This is a genomic window from Microbacterium sp. LTA6, assembly GCF_045690355.1.
In the GTDB taxonomy this organism is placed as follows: Bacteria; Actinomycetota; Actinomycetes; order Actinomycetales; family Microbacteriaceae; genus Microbacterium.
The window spans coordinates 3,861,176-3,877,725 of record NZ_CP147855.1 but is presented as its reverse complement, the minus strand read 5'-3'; the positions used below and the strand labels follow the sequence as shown (position 1 = coordinate 3,877,725).

12 protein-coding genes and 1 tRNA gene are annotated in these 16,550 nt (G+C 68.4%); 10 read left to right on the top strand and 3 right to left on the bottom strand.

Annotated elements, in window-relative coordinates:
* The first annotated feature begins 10 nt into the window (after window positions 1-10).
* Window positions 11-2,911: a UPF0182 family protein gene (locus LTA6_RS18525; RefSeq protein ID WP_341975334.1), complete on the top strand. Its 2,901-nt coding sequence runs from the start codon at window positions 11-13 to the stop codon at window positions 2,909-2,911.
* A gap of 111 nt (window positions 2,912-3,022) precedes the next feature.
* Window positions 3,023-4,426 carry an FAD/NAD(P)-binding protein gene (locus LTA6_RS18520; protein ID WP_341975333.1) on the top strand — a complete coding sequence of 468 codons (1,404 nt, stop codon included), beginning with the start codon at window positions 3,023-3,025 and terminating at the stop codon, window positions 4,424-4,426.
* Window positions 4,427-4,461: 35 nt separating this feature from the next.
* Here LTA6_RS18520 and LTA6_RS18515 read toward each other — a convergent pair.
* Window positions 4,462-4,535, bottom strand: a tRNA-Met gene (locus LTA6_RS18515).
* 130 nt (window positions 4,536-4,665) lie between these two features.
* Between LTA6_RS18515 and LTA6_RS18510 the strand changes: the two genes are divergently transcribed.
* A complete protein-coding gene (locus LTA6_RS18510; protein WP_341975332.1) occupies window positions 4,666-5,475 on the top strand; it encodes a carbon-nitrogen hydrolase family protein in 810 nt (269 codons plus the stop codon).
* A gap of 155 nt (window positions 5,476-5,630) precedes the next feature.
* On the opposite strand, the gene LTA6_RS18505 is transcribed toward LTA6_RS18510, so the two are convergent.
* Window positions 5,631-6,833, bottom strand: a complete 1,203-nt coding sequence (locus LTA6_RS18505) for an aminotransferase class I/II-fold pyridoxal phosphate-dependent enzyme (RefSeq protein ID WP_341975331.1) — start codon at window positions 6,831-6,833, stop codon at window positions 5,631-5,633.
* Window positions 6,834-6,933: 100 nt separating this feature from the next.
* On the opposite strand from LTA6_RS18505, the gene LTA6_RS18500 reads away from it, so the two are divergent.
* From LTA6_RS18500 to LTA6_RS18490, 3 genes are read left to right on the top strand one after another with little or no spacing between them, the layout of a single operon-like run.
* Window positions 6,934-8,553 carry a trypsin-like peptidase domain-containing protein gene (locus LTA6_RS18500; RefSeq protein WP_341975330.1) on the top strand — a complete coding sequence of 540 codons (1,620 nt, stop codon included), beginning with the start codon at window positions 6,934-6,936 and terminating at the stop codon, window positions 8,551-8,553.
* A gap of 46 nt (window positions 8,554-8,599) precedes the next feature.
* Window positions 8,600-9,853, top strand: coding sequence for a CDP-glycerol glycerophosphotransferase family protein (locus LTA6_RS18495; RefSeq protein ID WP_341975329.1), 1,254 nt, complete (start codon window positions 8,600-8,602; stop codon window positions 9,851-9,853).
* The gene (locus LTA6_RS18490) at window positions 9,850-11,286 is read left to right on the top strand and encodes a CDP-glycerol glycerophosphotransferase family protein (RefSeq protein ID WP_341975328.1); all 1,437 of its coding nucleotides are present in this window, start codon (window positions 9,850-9,852) and stop codon (window positions 11,284-11,286) included. Before LTA6_RS18495 ends, LTA6_RS18490 begins: the two co-directional genes overlap by 4 nt.
* 12 nt (window positions 11,287-11,298) lie before the next feature.
* Here the strand turns inward: LTA6_RS18490 and LTA6_RS18485 are convergent, their stop codons facing one another.
* Window positions 11,299-12,369 carry a glycosyltransferase family 2 protein gene (locus LTA6_RS18485; protein WP_341975327.1) on the bottom strand — a complete coding sequence of 357 codons (1,071 nt, stop codon included), beginning with the start codon at window positions 12,367-12,369 and terminating at the stop codon, window positions 11,299-11,301.
* 51 nt (window positions 12,370-12,420) lie between these two features.
* On the opposite strand from LTA6_RS18485, the gene LTA6_RS18480 reads away from it, so the two are divergent.
* The 4 genes from LTA6_RS18480 (at window position 12,421) to LTA6_RS18465 (ending at window position 16,473) form a co-directional block, all read left to right on the top strand.
* Complete coding sequence (locus LTA6_RS18480; RefSeq protein ID WP_341975326.1) at window positions 12,421-13,698, top strand: CDP-glycerol glycerophosphotransferase family protein; 1,278 nt, start codon at window positions 12,421-12,423, stop codon at window positions 13,696-13,698.
* Window positions 13,699-13,769: 71 nt separating this feature from the next.
* A complete protein-coding gene (locus tag LTA6_RS18475) occupies window positions 13,770-15,056 on the top strand; it encodes a CDP-glycerol glycerophosphotransferase family protein (RefSeq protein WP_341975325.1) in 1,287 nt (428 codons plus the stop codon).
* A gap of 10 nt (window positions 15,057-15,066) precedes the next feature.
* Window positions 15,067-15,861: a biotin--[acetyl-CoA-carboxylase] ligase gene (locus tag LTA6_RS18470; RefSeq protein WP_341975324.1), complete on the top strand. Its 795-nt coding sequence runs from the start codon at window positions 15,067-15,069 to the stop codon at window positions 15,859-15,861.
* 57 nt (window positions 15,862-15,918) lie between these two features.
* The gene (locus LTA6_RS18465; protein ID WP_341975323.1) at window positions 15,919-16,473 is read left to right on the top strand and encodes a PH domain-containing protein; all 555 of its coding nucleotides are present in this window, start codon (window positions 15,919-15,921) and stop codon (window positions 16,471-16,473) included.
* Window positions 16,474-16,550 lie beyond the last annotated feature (77 nt).

The window sequence follows — 16,550 nt, the reverse complement described above, 5'->3', positions numbered from 1 at the left end:
GGATGGGACGGTGACCACGACCTCCGCGCCGAATCCGGCCACGCCCCGAACGTCCCGACGGATCATCACCATCTCGATGGTGATCATCGCCGCGCTGATCGCGGCATTCTTCGTCTTCGCCTCGCTCTACACCGAGTTCCTCTGGTTCGACCAGGTCGGTTTCGCGAATGTGCTGACCACGCAGTGGGTCGCCACCGCGTTGATGTTCGCACTGGGCTTCCTCGGAATGGCCGTGCCCCTGTTCGTGACGATCCAGCTCGCCTACCGACTGCGGCCGGTCTACGTGCGGCTGAGCTCGCAGCTCGACCGCTACCAAGAGGTCATCGAGCCGCTGCGCCGTCTCGCCATGTGGGGCATGCCGATCTTCTTCGGTCTGTTCGCCGGATTCTCGGCCGCGGCGCAGTGGAAGACGGTCTGGCTGTGGGCCAACGGCGTCGCCACCGACACCGTCGATCCGCAGTTCGGTCTCGACACCGGCTTCTACATGTTCGCGATGCCGTTCTATTCGATCCTGCTGGCATTCGTCTCGGCAGTGGTGCTGCTCTGCCTCCTCGTGACGGCGCTGGTGTCGTACCTCTACGGCTCGGTTCGCATCGGCCAGGGCGAGTTGCGCATCTCGAAGGCTGCTCGCATCCAGCTGGCGGTGCTCGCCGGCCTCTACCTGCTGGTGCAGGCCGTGAGCCTCTGGCTGGATCGCTACCTGACACTCGTCGCTGAGGACGATCGCATCATCGGCGCCGCGTACACCGGCGCGAACGCGACCATCCCGGGCCTGGCGATCCTCGCGATCCTCGCGGCCCTCGTCGCCGTGCTGTTCTTCGTGACCGCGATCATCGGCCGGTGGCGGTTCCCGCTGGCGGCGACCGCGCTGCTCATCGTGGCATCCCTCGTCGTCGGCGTCGGCTACCCGTGGGCTGTCGACACCTTCCAGGTGGGACCGAACCAGAACTCGCTCCAGGCCGAGTTCTACCAGCGCAACATCGACGGCACCAAAGAGGCCTACGGCGTCGCCGATCTCGAGACGACGCCGTTCACGGCCGAGACCAGTGCCGAGGCCGGTCAGCTGCGCGAAGACGCCGCGACCACGGCATCCATCCGCATCGTCGACCCCGAGGTCATCAGCCCCACCGTGCGTCAGCTCGAGCAGTACCGCGGCTACTACCAGTTCCAGCAGACGCTCGACGTCGACCGCTACGAGATCGACGGCGTCATGCAGGACACCGTGGTGTCGGTGCGCGACCTCGATATGGAGGGCGTCGACAGCGGCAACTGGAACAACGTCGCCGCGGTCTACACGCACGGCTACGGTCTCGTCGCGGCGGCAGGTAACCAGCGCACCTCCGACGGCGAGCCGGTGTTCCTCGAGCGGGGCATCCCTTCGGCCGGATTCCTCACGGACTCCGAGAAGTTCGAGCCGCGCGTCTACTTCGGCGAGTCCTCGCCGGAGTACTCGATCGTGGGAGCGCCGGAGGGCGCCGAGCCGGCCGAGATCGACTACCCGCGGGGCAAGGACGGCTCCAGCGAGACGAAGACGACCTTCGAGGGTGAAGGAGGGCCGCGCATCGGCGACACCTTCACCAAGTTGCTCTATGCGCTCAAGTTCCAGTCCGAGCAGATCCTGTTCTCGAACCTCGTGAACGAGGAGTCGCAGATCCTCTACGATCGCGACCCGAAGACCCGCGTGCAGAAGGTGGCGCCGTACCTCGAGCTGGACAGCGACCCGTACCCGAGCGTCGTCGACGGCCGGATCGTCTGGATCGTGGACGGCTACACGACGAGCTCGACGTACCCGTACTCGTCGAAGGTGAGCCTTTCGGACGCGATCGCCGACTCCAACGTCCAGGCGCCGACGCTTGCGATCGACGAGATCAACTACGTCCGCAACTCGGTCAAGGCGACGGTCGACGCCTACGACGGCTCGGTGACCCTCTACGCGTGGGACACCGAGGACCCGATCCTCAAGACCTGGCAGAAGATCTACCCGTCGACAGTCGAGCCAATCAGCGAGATGTCCAGCGATCTGATGAGCCACGTGCGGTACCCGACCGACCTGTTCAAGATCCAGCGGGAGATTCTCGGGACGTACCACATCGACAAGGCCGGTTCCTTCGCCCAGCAGGACAACCGCTGGCAGACGCCGAACGACCCGCGCAGCGAGTCGGAGCTCCAGCCCCCGTACTACCTGACCATGCAGATGCCCGGCCAGGATTCGCCGCGCTTCTCGATGTTCTCGACGTTCATCCCGTCGGCGCAGGGCGGAAGTAACCGTGACGTGCTCATGGGGTATCTCGCGGTCGACTCCGATGCCGGGGCCGAGGCCGGTGTCAAGGCCGAGGGCTACGGACAGCTGCGCATGCTCGAGATCGACACCGACACCACGGTGCCCGGTCCAGGTCAGGTGCAGAACACCTACAACTCCGACACTGCGGTCGTGCCGCAGCTGAACCTGCTGCAGCAGGGCGAGTCGCAGGTTCTCTACGGCAACCTGTTGACCCTTCCGGTCGGCGGCGGCCTGCTCTATGTGCAGCCGGTGTACGTGCAATCCTCCGAGGGGACGAAGCTGCCTCGCCTGCAGAAGGTGCTGGTCGCCTTCGGTGACGAAGTCGCGTTCGAGGACACCTTGACAGCGGCGCTGGACAAGCTGTTCGGCGGCGACGCCGGAGCCGACGGCGGTGACGACACGGTCGAGCCCACGGAACCGGGCACCGAGGAGCCGACGGATCCGGATGCCGGCGAGGTGCCGACGACGCCGACCGATGCCGAGGCTGACGCACTGGCGGCGGCTCAGCAGGCGCTGCTCGACCGTGAGGCCGCGCTGAAGGCGGGCGACCTCACCAAGTTCGCGGAGGCCGACAAGCGCCTCACAGCTGCAGTGAACAAGCTGCTCGAACTGGACGCCGCGGCGAAGTAGTCCGCGACCGACGGACGAAATGGGCGCCCCTCCGGGGGCGCCCATTCTGCGTCCTGCACTCGCGTCTCGCATGCTCTGGACGCGCCACCCGGCCGGTGCTTCACTGGGAAGATGCCCAGGACGCTGGATGTCGACTACCTCGTGGTGGGCGCCGGAGCGGCCGGCATGGCTTTCACCGACGCGCTGATCGACCACGCCGACGTGCGGGTGGCGCTCGTCGACCAGCGGGACGCCCCGGGCGGCCACTGGCTGGACGCGTACCCCTTCGTCCGCCTCCACCAGGCCTCGATGTTCTACGGCGTGGCATCCACGCTGCTCGGCGGCGGAAGGCTGCAGACGCAAGGCCCCGAGGCCGGGCTGCAGGAGCGAGCCGACCGCGATCAGATCTGCGCGTACTACGCATCCGTTCTCGCGGAGCGGATGCTCGCATCCGGCAAAGTCGAGTTCTTCGGAGGCTGCACGTACCTCGGCGACGGCCGAGTCTCCTCCGGCGGCGGGGGACCCGGGTTCGCCGTGACGTCTCGCTGCCGAATCGTGGATGCGACCTACCTGGCGCCGAGAATCCCCGCGATGGTGCCGCCGCCGTTCGAGGTCGCGGAGGGCGCCCGGGTGATCCTGGTCAATGAGCTGCCCGACCTGGAGCATCCGCAGCACCAATACGTCATCGTCGGTTCGGGTAAGACCGCGACGGACTCGATCGTGTGGCTGCTCGGCCGCGGCATTGCCCCCGGAGCGATCTGCTGGGTGCGCCCACGGGATCCGTGGATGCTCAATCGCGCGAAGGTGCAGCCCGATCCCGCGATCCTGCTGGGGATGGCGGCCGACACGATGGAGGCGGCCCGCCTGGCGACGTCACTCGACGATCTGTTCCTCCGCCTGGAGGATGCCGAGGTACTGCTGCGGATCGATCGTTCCGTCTTGCCCACGATGGCGCGAACGCCGACCCTCGCCCTGTGGGAGCTGACTCTGCTGCGTACGGTCGAGCATGTCGTGCGCCGAGGGCACCTGCGGCGGGTCGAGCCTGGGTGGCTGTTGTTCGACGACGGGACGGAGGCGGTCCAGCGGGAGGCTGTCGTCGTGCACTGCGCGGCTGAGGGGCTGCGACGACGGCCACTGGTGCCGATCTGGGGCGGCGACGCCATCAGACCGCAGCCGACTCGCACCGGGTTCCCGTGCTTCGGTGCCGCGATGATCGGCTACGTCGAGGCGACTCGTGACGACGACGGCGAGAAGAACCGCGTCTGCCTCCCCTCGCCGTACTCGAGCACCCTCGCGGACTGGGTCGAGATGACGATCCTCGGCACGCGCTCTGCGAAGGCGTTCGGGGCGGAACCCGACATCTCGGAGTGGGCGAACCGGGTGGCGCTGAATCCAGCGCGCGTGCCCGCCGGATACGGCGAGTCAGCGGAACTGGATGCCGTGAAAGCCCGACTGAAACAGCACCGGGAGCCGGGTCTGCAGGCTCTGGGGCTGCTGAGCGACCGCGCTCGGGGCGAGGCTTCCAGAGAAAGATGAAGGCCCGGATCCTTGCGGATCCGGGCCTTCTTTTGTTGCGGGGACAGGATTTGAACCTGCGACCTCCGGGTTATGAGCCCGGCGAGCTACCGAACTGCTCCACCCCGCGGCACAAGAAGTAACTTATCACGGATTCCGGGGGTCGGCGAATCGAGCGCGACCCCCCGGGCGTGTCTCAGAAGCGCCAACGCCGGCTGAATCGTCATTGAAGCGCGGGCGGATGCTGGGAGGATGGGGGCATGTCCGAGACATCCGCACTGCCCGTTGCCGTCTGCCAGTTCGCGCCGACGGCATCTCGCGCCGACAACCTCGAGCGGATCGCCGCGCTGACGGCAGATGCCGCCGCGCGCGGAGCGAAGCTGGTGGTGTTCCCGGAGTACTCCAGCTATTTCGTCGACCCGATGGACGCCACCCTCGCGGAGAACGCCGAACCGCTCGACGGCGAGTTCGTGACCGCGCTGACCGCGCTTGCGGCCGAGTACGCCGTGGTCATCGTCGCGGGTCTCGCCGAACGGGCGGCCGACGAGCAGCATGTGCGCAATGCCGTCGTGGCCGTGCGGGGAGACGGCATCCTCGCGGTCTACCGCAAGCAGCACCTGTACGACGCGTTCGGGCAGCGGGAGTCGGACTGGATCGAGGCGGGCGATGTGGGGGAGGCGTCGACATTCGACGTCGGGGGACTGCGGTTCGGGCTGATGACCTGCTACGATCTGCGCTTCCCTGAGGTGGCGCGCACCCTGGTGGATGCCGGTGCCGACGTCCTGGTCGTGCCCGCGGAGTGGGTCCGTGGCCCGCTCAAGGAGCACCATTGGACGACGCTGCTCGCCGCCCGCGCCATCGAGAACACGGCCTACGTCGTCGCGGCCGATCACCCCACCCCGATCGGCGTCGGTCACTCGCAGATCATCGACCCGCAGGGCGTCGTGCTCGCCGGGATCGGCACCGGCGACGGCATCGCCGCGGCTGTCGTGGAGCGCGCCGCGATCGAACGCGTGCGCGCCGTGAACCCGTCTTTGCGGGTGCGCCGCTACAAGGTCATCCCGCGCTGAGCCCGCGGCGGATCCTGCGCCGACATGGTCAGCGCGTTCAACCTGCATGACGAAAACACGCCTGCAGGGCGACACGCCGAACTACAGACCTGCATGTGTGCATCGGTCATGCAAGTGGCACGCGGGTACACGCAGCGCCGCGCCCAAAGACGGTGTCAGGCGCCGAAGGCGACCAGCCGAGAGGCGGCCTCCTCGAGCACCTCGACCCGCTTGCACGCGGCGAACCGCACCAAACCGGCGTAATCAGCCTGGTGCTGGGCCGACACGAACGAGGTGAGTGGAATCGCGACGACCCCGGCGCGCTCGGGGAGGGCGCGGCAGAAGGCGGCGGCATCCGACCCGCCGAGCGCAGTGGCATCAGCGACGGTGAAGTAGCCGCCGCGCGGGGGATGCACCGAGAACCCGGCCGCGCGGAGACCTGCACCGAGGATCTCGTGCTTGCGGGTGAGAGCTGCGGCGGCATCCGCGAAGTACGAATCCGGCAGACGCAGCCCCACGGCGATCGCGGGCTGGAACGGCGAGCCGTTCACGTACGTGAGGTACTGCTTCACCGTGAGCACAGCGGTGATGAGGTCGGCGGGGCCGTGAACCCACCCGATCTTCCAGCCGGTCGTGTTGAACGTCTTCCCGGCGGACGAGATCGTCAGCGTGCGCTCCGCGGCACCGGGCAGCGTCGCGATCGGCGTATGCGGCGCGTGGAAGGCGAGATGCTCGTAGACCTCGTCGGTGACGATGGTCGCGTCGTGCAGCACCGCGAGGCGCACGATCTCGGCCAGCACTTCCGGGCCGAAGACGGCTCCGGTCGGGTTGTGCGGGTCGTTCACCAGGATGATCCGGGTGCGGTCGTTGACGGATGCCGCGAGCTCACCCAGATCCGGCTGGAAGTCGGGAGTGCGCAGCGGCACCGTGCGCAGCCGCGCACCGGCCAGCGCAACGGCGGCGGCGTAGGAGTCGTAGTACGGCTCGAACACCACGACCTCGTCGTCCGGCCCGTCGATGAGAGCGAGCAGCGTCGCGGTCAGCGCCTCTGTCGCGCCTGCCGTCACGATGACCTCGCGCTCCGGGTCCACACTCAACCCGTAGAAGCGCTGCTGGTGCTCGCTGATCGCGGCCAGCAGGTCGGGGATGCCGCGCCCGGGCGGGTACTGATTCGCACCGCGCGCGATCGCCTCTCGCGCGGCATCCAGCACCTCAGCCGGGCCGTCCTCATCGGGGAAGCCCTGCCCCAGGTTGATCGCGCCGGTTCTCGCCGCGGCGGCCGACATCTCTGCGAAGATGGTGGGCGCGACAGCGCCATCGGCCGAGAGCAGGCCGGCCCCTGCTGCCGTGCGTCGCCACGCACCGGGAATGTCACTCATGAAGAACAGGCTAAGGCCATAGCGGAAACTCATCCCGAGCATACGAAACGCACAGATACGGGGTTCATTCTGAAGGGGCGTTGTTGAAGGAGCACACACCATGAACGAAGACAACACCCACGACCACACGGCACCCGTTGTGCCGCCGGCCCAGGCCGCAGATGCTGCCGCGAACCCCACAGGGAGCGCCGCGCCCGGAGAAGCCACGGTCGCCCCCGCGCCGATCGCAGAGGTGCCGGCGTTCGCTGCACCGGCACAGCCGAGCCAGGGACACGAAATGCCGTCGGCGTTCGCGTCGGCCACGCCTCCTGGGGCTCCGGTCGTACCACCTGGCGCCCCGGCAGCAGGTCCGTACACGGCTCCGGCCGCTGGTGCGGCCTTCGGACTCCCGGTGACGCCCGTCGGTGCCTCGCAGCCGACGCTCCCGCTGGGGAGCACTGCGCCGCTCGGCTTCGTCGACGTCCCGGGAAACGCGTCGTCCGGCGTTCCGGTCGCAGATACTGCGAAGGGCACAGGCCAGAAGCCGCGCAGCGGCGTGAAGGTCGCAGCGCTCGTTGTGGCGGCAGCCCTCGTCGGCGGCGTCGCCGGATTCGGCGGCGGTGCGATCTGGAGCGCCGTCGGAACTCCGCCGCCCAGCGGAGTCGCCTCCGGTCCGGAGACGGTCACGGTGAACAATCCCGGTTCCGTCAACGAGACGACGGCGATCGCCGCCAAGGCACTGCCGTCGGTCGTCACCATCGAGGTGGCGGGAACCGACGAGGGCGGCAGCGGCTCCGGTGTGATCATCAGCGACGACGGTTACGTTCTGACGAATACTCACGTCGTCACGCTCGGCGGTGCCGCAGCGGATCCGACGATCCGCGTCACGACCTCGGACGGGCGCATCTACGATGCCACGATCGTCGGCACCGACCCGATCTACGATCTCGCCGTGATCAAGCTCGAGGGCGCGAAGGGCCTCACGCCGATCGAATTCGCCGACTCGTCGAAACTCAATGTCGGAGACACCGCCGTCGCCCTCGGCGCCCCCTTGGGGCTGTCGAACTCCGTGACGACGGGCATCGTCAGCGCGCTGAACCGCAGCATCCAGATCGCCTCATCCGCTCTTCCCGACTCGTCCAGCGAGGACGCCCCTCAGGAGGAAGCGCCGGAGGAGGAGGGCGAAGGCGGACCGTTCCAGTTCGACATGCCCGGCTCCGGTCAGCAGCAGAGCTCCGAGTCGATCTCGATCGCCGTCATCCAGACGGACGCCGCGATCAACCACGGCAACTCGGGTGGTGCGCTCGTCAACAGCAAGGGCGAGCTGATCGGCATCAACGTCGCGATCGCCAGCTCCGGCAACTCCGAGGAGTCCGGATCGATCGGACTCGGATTCTCGATCCCGTCGAACATCGCCGATCGTGTGTCGAAGGAGCTCATCGACAACGGCTCAGCGACCCACGGCCTGCTGGGTGCCTCGGTGCGTGATGCCGCCTCGGTCGAGGACGCGGAGGTCGCCGGTGCGTTCATCGCCGAGGTCACGAGCGGCGGCGCGGCTGCTGCCGGTGGTCTGAAGGCCGACGACATCGTCACCGCCTTCAACGGTGTGCCGATCACCAGCGCGAGTGACCTCACGGCCCAGGTACGGGCAGCGGCCGCTGGGAGCACGGCGACGGTCACCTACGTCCGGGACGGTCGCGAGAACGAGATCGAGGTCACGCTCGGAGAGCTCGCAGGCTGACCCGCCGTTCACAGATAAGGACGCCACCCCGCGATAGGCTCGCGGAGTGGCGTCCTTCTCTTTCGGCTCCGGCAATGCGGCCAAGCTGCTCCGGATCCCCGTGTATGCCGCGGGACGCATAGGCACGCTCCTGGTCCCGCGCGGGAGTCGTTGGGTCTTCGGCTGCGGAGCCGGAATCGGCGACGGCGCACTCGCCCTTCAACGACTTGCACGCACCGAGGGGCACGACACGCTCTGGCTCACCGCATCCGAGCGTGAAGAGCAGGATGCGGAGGCACTCGGCATCCGCACGGCGCGCAAGGGGAGTCTGCGGGGCTGGTGGGAGACGGCACGCGCCGGCGTCCTCGTGGTCACCCACGGTCTCGGTGACGTGAACCGCTACGCCGTCGCCGGAGCATTCGTGGTGCAGCTGTGGCACGGCATCCCGCTCAAGCGCATCGGACTCGATTCCCCGGCGACGACGCAGGTGCCCCGTGTGCCGGGAGCGGCGCTGCTGCAGCGCCTGGTCGCCGTGCTGTACCGGGCTGCGGCCCAGCGCATTCGCGTCCTCCCTGCGGCCTCGCATCGCTCACGTGGTCGACTGGAGTCGGCCTTCGGCCTCGGTGACGAACGGATCATCGTCACGGGGGAGCCGCGTGTGGATGTGCTCTCCGCTGGGCCGCACGCAGAACGTCGCGCGGCGGCATCCCGTCTGCTCGCCGACACTGTCGGTGCTCTGCCGGATGGCGCGCGCGTGGCCTTGTACGCGCCCACCTGGCGTGACGGTGCGGCCGACCCGGCGGTGCCGACGGCCGAGGAGTGGGTGCGGATCATCCGCCTGCTCGAGGAGCGCAACGCCGTGCTGCTGATCCGTTCGCACCCCCTCGGCGAAGGCGGCTACACGCCGCCGCTGCCCAGTCGACGGGTGCGGTTGCTGGGCTCCCGCGATCTGCCCGATGTGACTCCCGCGCTCGCCGCCGTCGACGTGCTGATCACCGACTACTCCTCGCTCGCCTTCGATGTCGGCCTGCTGGCGATTCCGGTGCTGTTCCTCGCTCCTGACGCTGCCGAGTACGCCCGCACCCGTGGGTTCTACGGACGCTTCGAAGACGTGGCCGGTGGCGACGCCGCGGCGGACTGGGACGAGCTGGGCACGCAGTTGGATCGACTCCTCACGGATGAGGAAGCCTTCACCGCGAGGTCCGACCGTTCCGCTACGCTCAGCGCGGAGATGCACGCGTACCGCGACGGACGCAACACCCGACGGGTGTACCAGGCAATCCGTGCGCGGGGTATCCCTGCGCCGAAGGGAGCATCATGACAACGGCCCGCATCGATGAGCAGGCGGAGACGCTGATCATCGCCGGTGAAGGCGGGCGTCCGGCGCGCGCCGAGCTGGTCGGGTCCCGTGCGCGGGTCGACGCCAGGATCACGGGCGGAGGGAAGACGTGGAAGGCGACGTTCCCGCTACGCGCTTCACGCTGGGGTGGAGCGGAACTTCCCCTGCCCGCTGGAGAGTATGAACTCCGCGTCGACGGGGCTTCCCTCGACGGGTTGTCCATCGCATCGACCCTGCTTCCGCGGCTCCGTGTCGCGCTCGACGGCGCCGTCGTGAGCATCGCGCCGCCGCTGGATCCGGTGTACGAGAGCTCCCTCGGGCAGTCGACGCTGGAGGAGCGGTATGTCGCCCAGACCGGCGGCACCGAGAACGCGGTGTTCTTCGAGAGCTTCTACGGACAGAGCGTCGGCTGCAATCCGCAGGCGATCGACCGGGAGCTCGCCGTGCAGGCGCCGGGGGTGCGCCGGTACTGGAGCGTGACGGATCTCTCTGTCGCTGTTCCGGAGGGCGCCATCGCCGTCGTCGAGGGCAGCCCCGAATGGTGGCAGGCGAGGGCTGCGGCGCGGCTCCTGGTGGTCAACGACTGGCTGCGTCGCCGATTCGCCCGCAAGCCCGGCCAGAAAGTGCTGCAGACGTGGCACGGCACCCCGCTCAAGCGCCTGGCGCTGCACCGACCCGGGTTCGACCCGCGTCGGATGGCTGCGGTGGTGAAGGAGGCGCGGCGGTGGGACGTGCTGCTCGCGCAGAATCCCTACTCCGCTCGTATTCTCAAGAAGGCATACGCATTCTTCGGGCGACCGATCTGGACCGAGGGCTATCCGCGCAACGACGTGCTCCGCACGGGTGACACGGCGGCCGTCCGCACGGCGCTCGGCATCGGGGCCGATGAGCGCGTACTCCTCTACGCGCCGACCTGGCGCGACGACCGCGCGGAGATCGTGGATTTCGTCGACCTCGAGCTGCTTGCCCAGCAGGCCGACGCGGTCGTCCTGGTCCGCGGGCACTCGCGCACACTGAAGCCGGGCCGTGACCGGGCGGGCGCACGCGTGATCGACGTCACCGGCTATCCCGAGACGGCGCAGCTGCTGCTCGCCGCCGACGGTCTGATCACCGACTACTCCTCGGTGATGTTCGACTTCAGCGTCACCGGCAAGCCGATGTACTTCCTGGTGCCGGATCTCGACCACTACCGCGGCGAGCTGCGTGGGTTCTACTTCGACCTCGCAGACCGGGCGCCCGGTCCGCTGGTGCACACGCAGGAGGAACTCACGGCGGCTCTGGCCGATACCGGGCACGAGGCGGCATACGCGTCCCGCTACGCGGCCTGGCGCGCCCAGTTCAACACACGCGACGACGGCCATGCCGCACAGCGCGTGGTCGCCCGCATCCTCGATCAGGGGTTCGTGACCCGCTGACCTACGCCGTGACTACGGCAGCGGGGTGTTGCGGGTTCCGAGGCGCGATGCGTCGACGGTGTCGCGCGCGCCGCGCAGCACCCCACCCAGGAAGCCGAGCCCCCAGGAGATGTGCATCGTGGGGAGCACGAGCAGCGTCCACAATCGCTGACGGAGACCGCCGCCACCGGGGGCGAGGGCGACCCCCAGCACCAGCACCACGTACGCGACGAGGGGTAGGTAGACGAGGGACGCGATGACCGAAGCGATACCGGTGATGACGCCGATCAACTGCAGCGCGGCGACCACCAGTGCCACGGCGATGAGGACCACCAGCGCGGGAGGGGCGAAGTAGCGGATGCCGTTACGGCGTCCGAAGCGCCGCACCAGCTCGCCTCGCCATGCCCCCGTCGCGTTGAACTGCCGCGCCAGGCGCAGCCAGCTCTCGCGAGGCCAGTAGGTGACCGACAGCGCCGGGTCGAACCAGACGCGATGCCCTGCCTGCCGGATGCGCAGGTTGAGTTCCCAGTCCTCGCCGCGACGGACGGTTTCATCGAACAGCCCGACCTCTTCGAGCACCTCCCGGCGCATCACGCCGAGGTAGGCGGACTCGGCTTCGCCCTCGTGGCTGCCGCCGTGGTAGGCACCGCCACCGAGGCCGATGGGGGAGTTGTACAGACGGGCGACGGCCTTCTGGAACGGGGTGCGGCCGTCGGCGCGCATGACGCCGCCGACGTTCGCCGCCCCGGTCCGCTCCAGGGTGAGCAGCGCGCGAGCGGCGTATCCGGGGGAGAGCTCCGAGTGCGCATCCACGCGGATGATCGTCGCGTAGCGACTGGCTCGGATGGCCTCGTTCAGCCCGACCGGGATGTGCGCGGCGGGGTTGTCGACGAGCCGGATGCGATCGTCGTCGGCGGCGAGCTCTCGGGCGAGTTCGGTGGTGCCGTCTGTGGACGGGCCGAGGGCGAGCACCAGCTCGGCCGGGCCGTCGAGCTCCTGCGCGAGCACGGATGCGACGGCGTGCTCGAGGTAGGCGCGTTCATTGAGAACCGGCATGACGAACGAGACGCCGGACGGCGACATTGCGGATTCGTTGTCATGCATCCGTCGATCATGTCACGGGGACCTCGGAGGTTCGCTGATTACCGTCGAGGGATGCATGTCATCAGAGACTCGAAGAAGGCCTACCGTCTGATCCGTCGCGCGGTCGCGTCGCGCGCGGCCGCCCAGCGGGTGCGGAGCCGGGTCGAACCGCCGGCGGAGAATCAGTTCCGGATAGCGGTGTATTTCGCCGATTCCGCCGTGAACATGTACCAGATCAGGCAGTGGTACCGGCCCCTCACGGAACTGGCCGAACGGTGGCCGATCGTCGTGCTGTCGCGTTCCGCCGTCGGCGCCGAAGCGCTTCTCGACGACGGTGTCCTGCCGGTCGCATACGTTCCGAAGATCCGCGATCTGGAACGGTACATCGCCGATCAGGACATTCGGATCGTCCTGTACGTGAATCAGAACACCCGCAATTTCCAGATGTTCCGGTACGGGCGCCGCTGGCATGTGTTCATCAACCACGGCGAATCCGACAAGGTCTACATGGTCAGCAACCAGTTCAAGGCGTACGACTACGCGCTGGTCGCCGGTCAGGCGGCGCGCGATCGGCTCTCGCGCACCCTCTGGGGCTACGACGTCGATCAGCGCACCCTCGAGATCGGGCGGCCACAGGCCGATCACTATCTCGCCGCGACGCCGTACCCGACGGACGAGCGCACCGTCGTGCTGTACGCCCCGACGTGGGAGGGAGATCGTGCGTCGATGAGCTACGGATCCGTGATCTCGCACGGTGAGCGACTCGTCGCGGAACTGCTCGCCACCGGCCGGCACAGGGTGATCTACCGTCCGCATCCTCGCAGCGGGGTGATCGCGCCGGCGTACGGGGCGGCCAGCGCGCGCATCATCGCCGCGATCGCCGCCGCGAACACCGCCGATCCGGGCGCCAACCACGTCCACGACGACGGGCCGGAGGTGGGTTGGCAGCTTGCGGCGGCCGACGTGGCCATCGTCGACGTCTCGGCGATGATCTATGACCGCCTCGCCATCGGGAAGCCGCTGCTGATCACTCGTCCTGTCGACCCTCTCGCGCGGATCGATGACGAGGGCTACCTCTCGGACTGCGAGTGGCTGACGGCGGATGCGGCCGCCGGTGTGGTCGCCGAGGTGGACCGTGTCCGGGCTGACGAAGAGGCCACTGCGCGGCTGCGGCACTGGGTACGGCACTACTTCGGCGATACGAGCCAGGGCGTCGCGACGGCGAAGTTCCATGCGGCCATCGAGCAGCTGATGGCCGAGTGGGAGCGCTGGCACGCTCTGGACGGCGACTTCCTGCAGCCGTCGGCGGATGCGGGGGAGGACGACGCCCTCGATCAACCGGAGATCTGAGGCCCGAGGTCGCCGCCGCATCGTGATCTCGCGGAGCCGTGACGGCGGCGGCGACTCAGTATCCTGGAAGGATGGGTGCAGTTTCCGATGCGACGAAGGCATATCGCCTGCTCAGGCGAGCGCTGGTCTCGCGATCCGCCGTGCAACGCGTGCGGCGTCGGCTGCAGACGGACGGGCCGCTCCCGGTCGCCCACTTCAAGGTGGCGGTGTACTTCGCCGACGGTGCGGTGAACATGTACCAGATGCGTCAGTGGTACCGCCCGCTCGCGGAGCTCGCCAAGCGCTGGCCGGTCGTCGTGATCTCCCGCAACGCGACCGGTGCGGAAAAGCTGCTCGAGGAGGAGGGCGCCCCGCCGATCACCTTCGTGCCGACGGTGCGCGACCTGGAGAAGTTCATCGCGAAGCAGGACATCCGCGTCGTCCTGTACGTGAACCAGAACACCCGAAACTTCCAGATGTTCCGGTACGGACGCCGCTGGCACGTGTTCATCAATCACGGCGAGTCCGACAAGATGTACATGACCACGAACCAGTACAAGGCCTACGACTACGCCTTCGTGGCCGGGCAGGCTGCGCGTGACCGGCTCTCCCGCACACTGTGGAACTACGACATCGATGCGCGGACGATCGAGATCGGCCGGCCGCAGGCCGACCACTACTCGGGAACGCTGCCGTACACCCCCGACGAGCGCACCGTGGTGCTCTACGCCCCGACCTGGGAGGGCGACCGCCCGAGCGCGCACTACGGCTCGATCGCGACCCACGGCGAAGCGCTGGTGACCGCACTGCTGTCCACGGGGACCCATCGGGTTATCTACCGCCCGCACCCGCGCAGCGGGGTGGTCGACGAGGAGTACGGGGCCGCTCATCGTCGGATCATCGCGGCAGTGGCTGCCGCGAATGTCGCGGATGCCACCGCCCAGCACGTCTACGACAACGGCCCGGATCTCGGCTGGCAGCTCGCCTCCGCCGATGTCGCCATCGTCGACATCTCGGCGATGGTCTACGACCGGCTCGCGGCAGGAAAGCCGCTGATGATCACCCGCCCCGCAGATGAGCGGGCTTCGGTCGACACCACCGGGTACCTCGCCGACTGCGAATGGTTGACGACGGATGCCGCTGCCGACATCGTCGCCGAGGTGGAGAGGGTCGGCGCTGACGCGGAGGCCATCGCCCGCCTGCAGATGTGGGTGCAGCATTACTTCGGCGACACCACGCCAGGAGTCGCTTCCGAGAAGTTCCACGGTGCGATCGAGCGGCTCATGCAGGAGTGGGATGAGTGGCACGAGCACGAAATGGGCAGCATCCGCTCCGACGAGGACGATGACGACGAAGAAGCCGACGAGGAAGAGATCTAGGAGCACCGCCATGGACTTCCCCCGTGCAGCCGCCGTCGCCGCCCGACTCGACGTCCTGCCGGAGACGGGGTCGACCAACGCGGACCTCAGGGCGCACTCGGACGATCTCGTGGGCTGGCCGCATATGTCGGCGCTGGTGACGGCGAATCAGACGGCGGGGCGCGGACGGCTCGATCGGAGCTGGACCGCACCGCCCGGGACATCACTCGCCGTGTCCGTGCTGCTCCGTCGTCTGCCGGTATCGCCCGAGGCGCGAGGCTGGATTCCCCTCGTCGCCGGGTTGGCCATGGCGGATGCCGTCGCTGCGCAGCTTCCCGGCCGCGACGTCGGGGTGAAATGGCCGAACGACGTCCTCGTGGACGCCGTCGAGGACGGCGGCACGGTGACCGACGCACGCAAGATCTGCGGAATCCTGGCGGAGGCGACGGGCGACGCGGTGATCGTCGGGGCCGGCGTGAACACTGCGATGACGGAATCCGAGCTTCCGGTGCCGACGGCGACGTCGTTCGCCGTGCTCGGCGTCCGTGCGGACGAGGACCGCCTGCTGGCCGAGTATCTGCGGGCTCTCGACGCGCACCTCGCGGCGCTCGTCGCAGCGGATGGCGCTGTGCGCAGTGGATTGCACGCAGCCGTCACCGCGCGGTGCGTCACGCTGGGGCGCGAAGTACGGGTGTCGCTGCCCGGCGGCGAATTCGTGGAGGGGCGCGCGACGCGGCTGGATCCGGACGGGCGCCTCGTGGTGCGCACCGACGAGGTGGAGCGCACGATCTCGGCCGGCGACGTGGTGCATGCTCGCGCACTCTGACGCTGACACGATCGGCGCGCCTCCTGCGATGTCGCCGACCACAGGCACAATAGAGGTGTGACTCAGCCCGTGACGCTCGGAGGCAGGCCGATGATGCCGCCGCCCGGTGTGCCGGCGGAGGAACTCCTCATCGCCCGATTCCGCGGTCACGCGCGGCGGCTGTTCTGGTCGGCGATCGTGCTCATCGCAGTGTTCGGGGCGGCCGCCTACTTCTTCGACAATCTGCCGGCACCCTTCGAGAACTGGATGCTGCTCGCCGCGGCCGGCATCATCGTGCTGTTCGTCGTCGGGGTGCCGTACGCGCTCTGGCTGTCGCGCACCTGCACGGTGACGACGCGACGCGTGATCGTCAAGCAGGGGCTGGGTGCGAGTCAGCGGCGCGAGATGTCGCATGCGCGCGGGTACACGATCGGCGTGCGCCGAGGCATCCTGCAGCGGCTCTGGGGCGTCGGCACGATCACTCTCTCCAACGGCGTCGACACGCCGCTGCGAATCGCGAACGTGCCGAACGTCACGCTCGTGCACGAGACTCTGGCGGATCAGATCGAGGTGAGTCAGATCCTGGCGCACCGCGACGCGCAGGCCGGCTCCGACTCCTTCGTCGAGGAGTGAGCTCTTCCACACACCAGTGCGGGACCTCGTACTTTTCTTCCGCACCAGTGCGGGAGAATGGACCCGACGAATGGAGG

What these genes read in the sequence shown, in the direction of transcription:
- LTA6_RS18520 (WP_341975333.1), top strand. Translation starts at nt 3,023, where the DNA reads ATGCCCAGGACGCTGGATGTCGACTACCTCGTGGTGGGCGCCGGAGCG.
- LTA6_RS18510 (WP_341975332.1), top strand. Translation starts at nt 4,666, where the DNA reads ATGTCCGAGACATCCGCACTGCCCGTTGCCGTCTGCCAGTTCGCGCCG.
- LTA6_RS18505 (WP_341975331.1), bottom strand. Translation starts at nt 6,833, where the DNA reads ATGAGTGACATTCCCGGTGCGTGGCGACGCACGGCAGCAGGGGCCGGC.
- LTA6_RS18500 (WP_341975330.1), top strand. Translation starts at nt 6,934, where the DNA reads ATGAACGAAGACAACACCCACGACCACACGGCACCCGTTGTGCCGCCG.
- LTA6_RS18490 (WP_341975328.1), top strand. Translation starts at nt 9,850, where the DNA reads ATGACAACGGCCCGCATCGATGAGCAGGCGGAGACGCTGATCATCGCC.
- LTA6_RS18485 (WP_341975327.1), bottom strand. Translation starts at nt 12,369, where the DNA reads ATGCATGACAACGAATCCGCAATGTCGCCGTCCGGCGTCTCGTTCGTC.
- LTA6_RS18480 (WP_341975326.1), top strand. Translation starts at nt 12,421, where the DNA reads ATGCATGTCATCAGAGACTCGAAGAAGGCCTACCGTCTGATCCGTCGC.
- LTA6_RS18475 (WP_341975325.1), top strand. Translation starts at nt 13,770, where the DNA reads ATGGGTGCAGTTTCCGATGCGACGAAGGCATATCGCCTGCTCAGGCGA.
- LTA6_RS18470 (WP_341975324.1), top strand. Translation starts at nt 15,067, where the DNA reads ATGGACTTCCCCCGTGCAGCCGCCGTCGCCGCCCGACTCGACGTCCTG.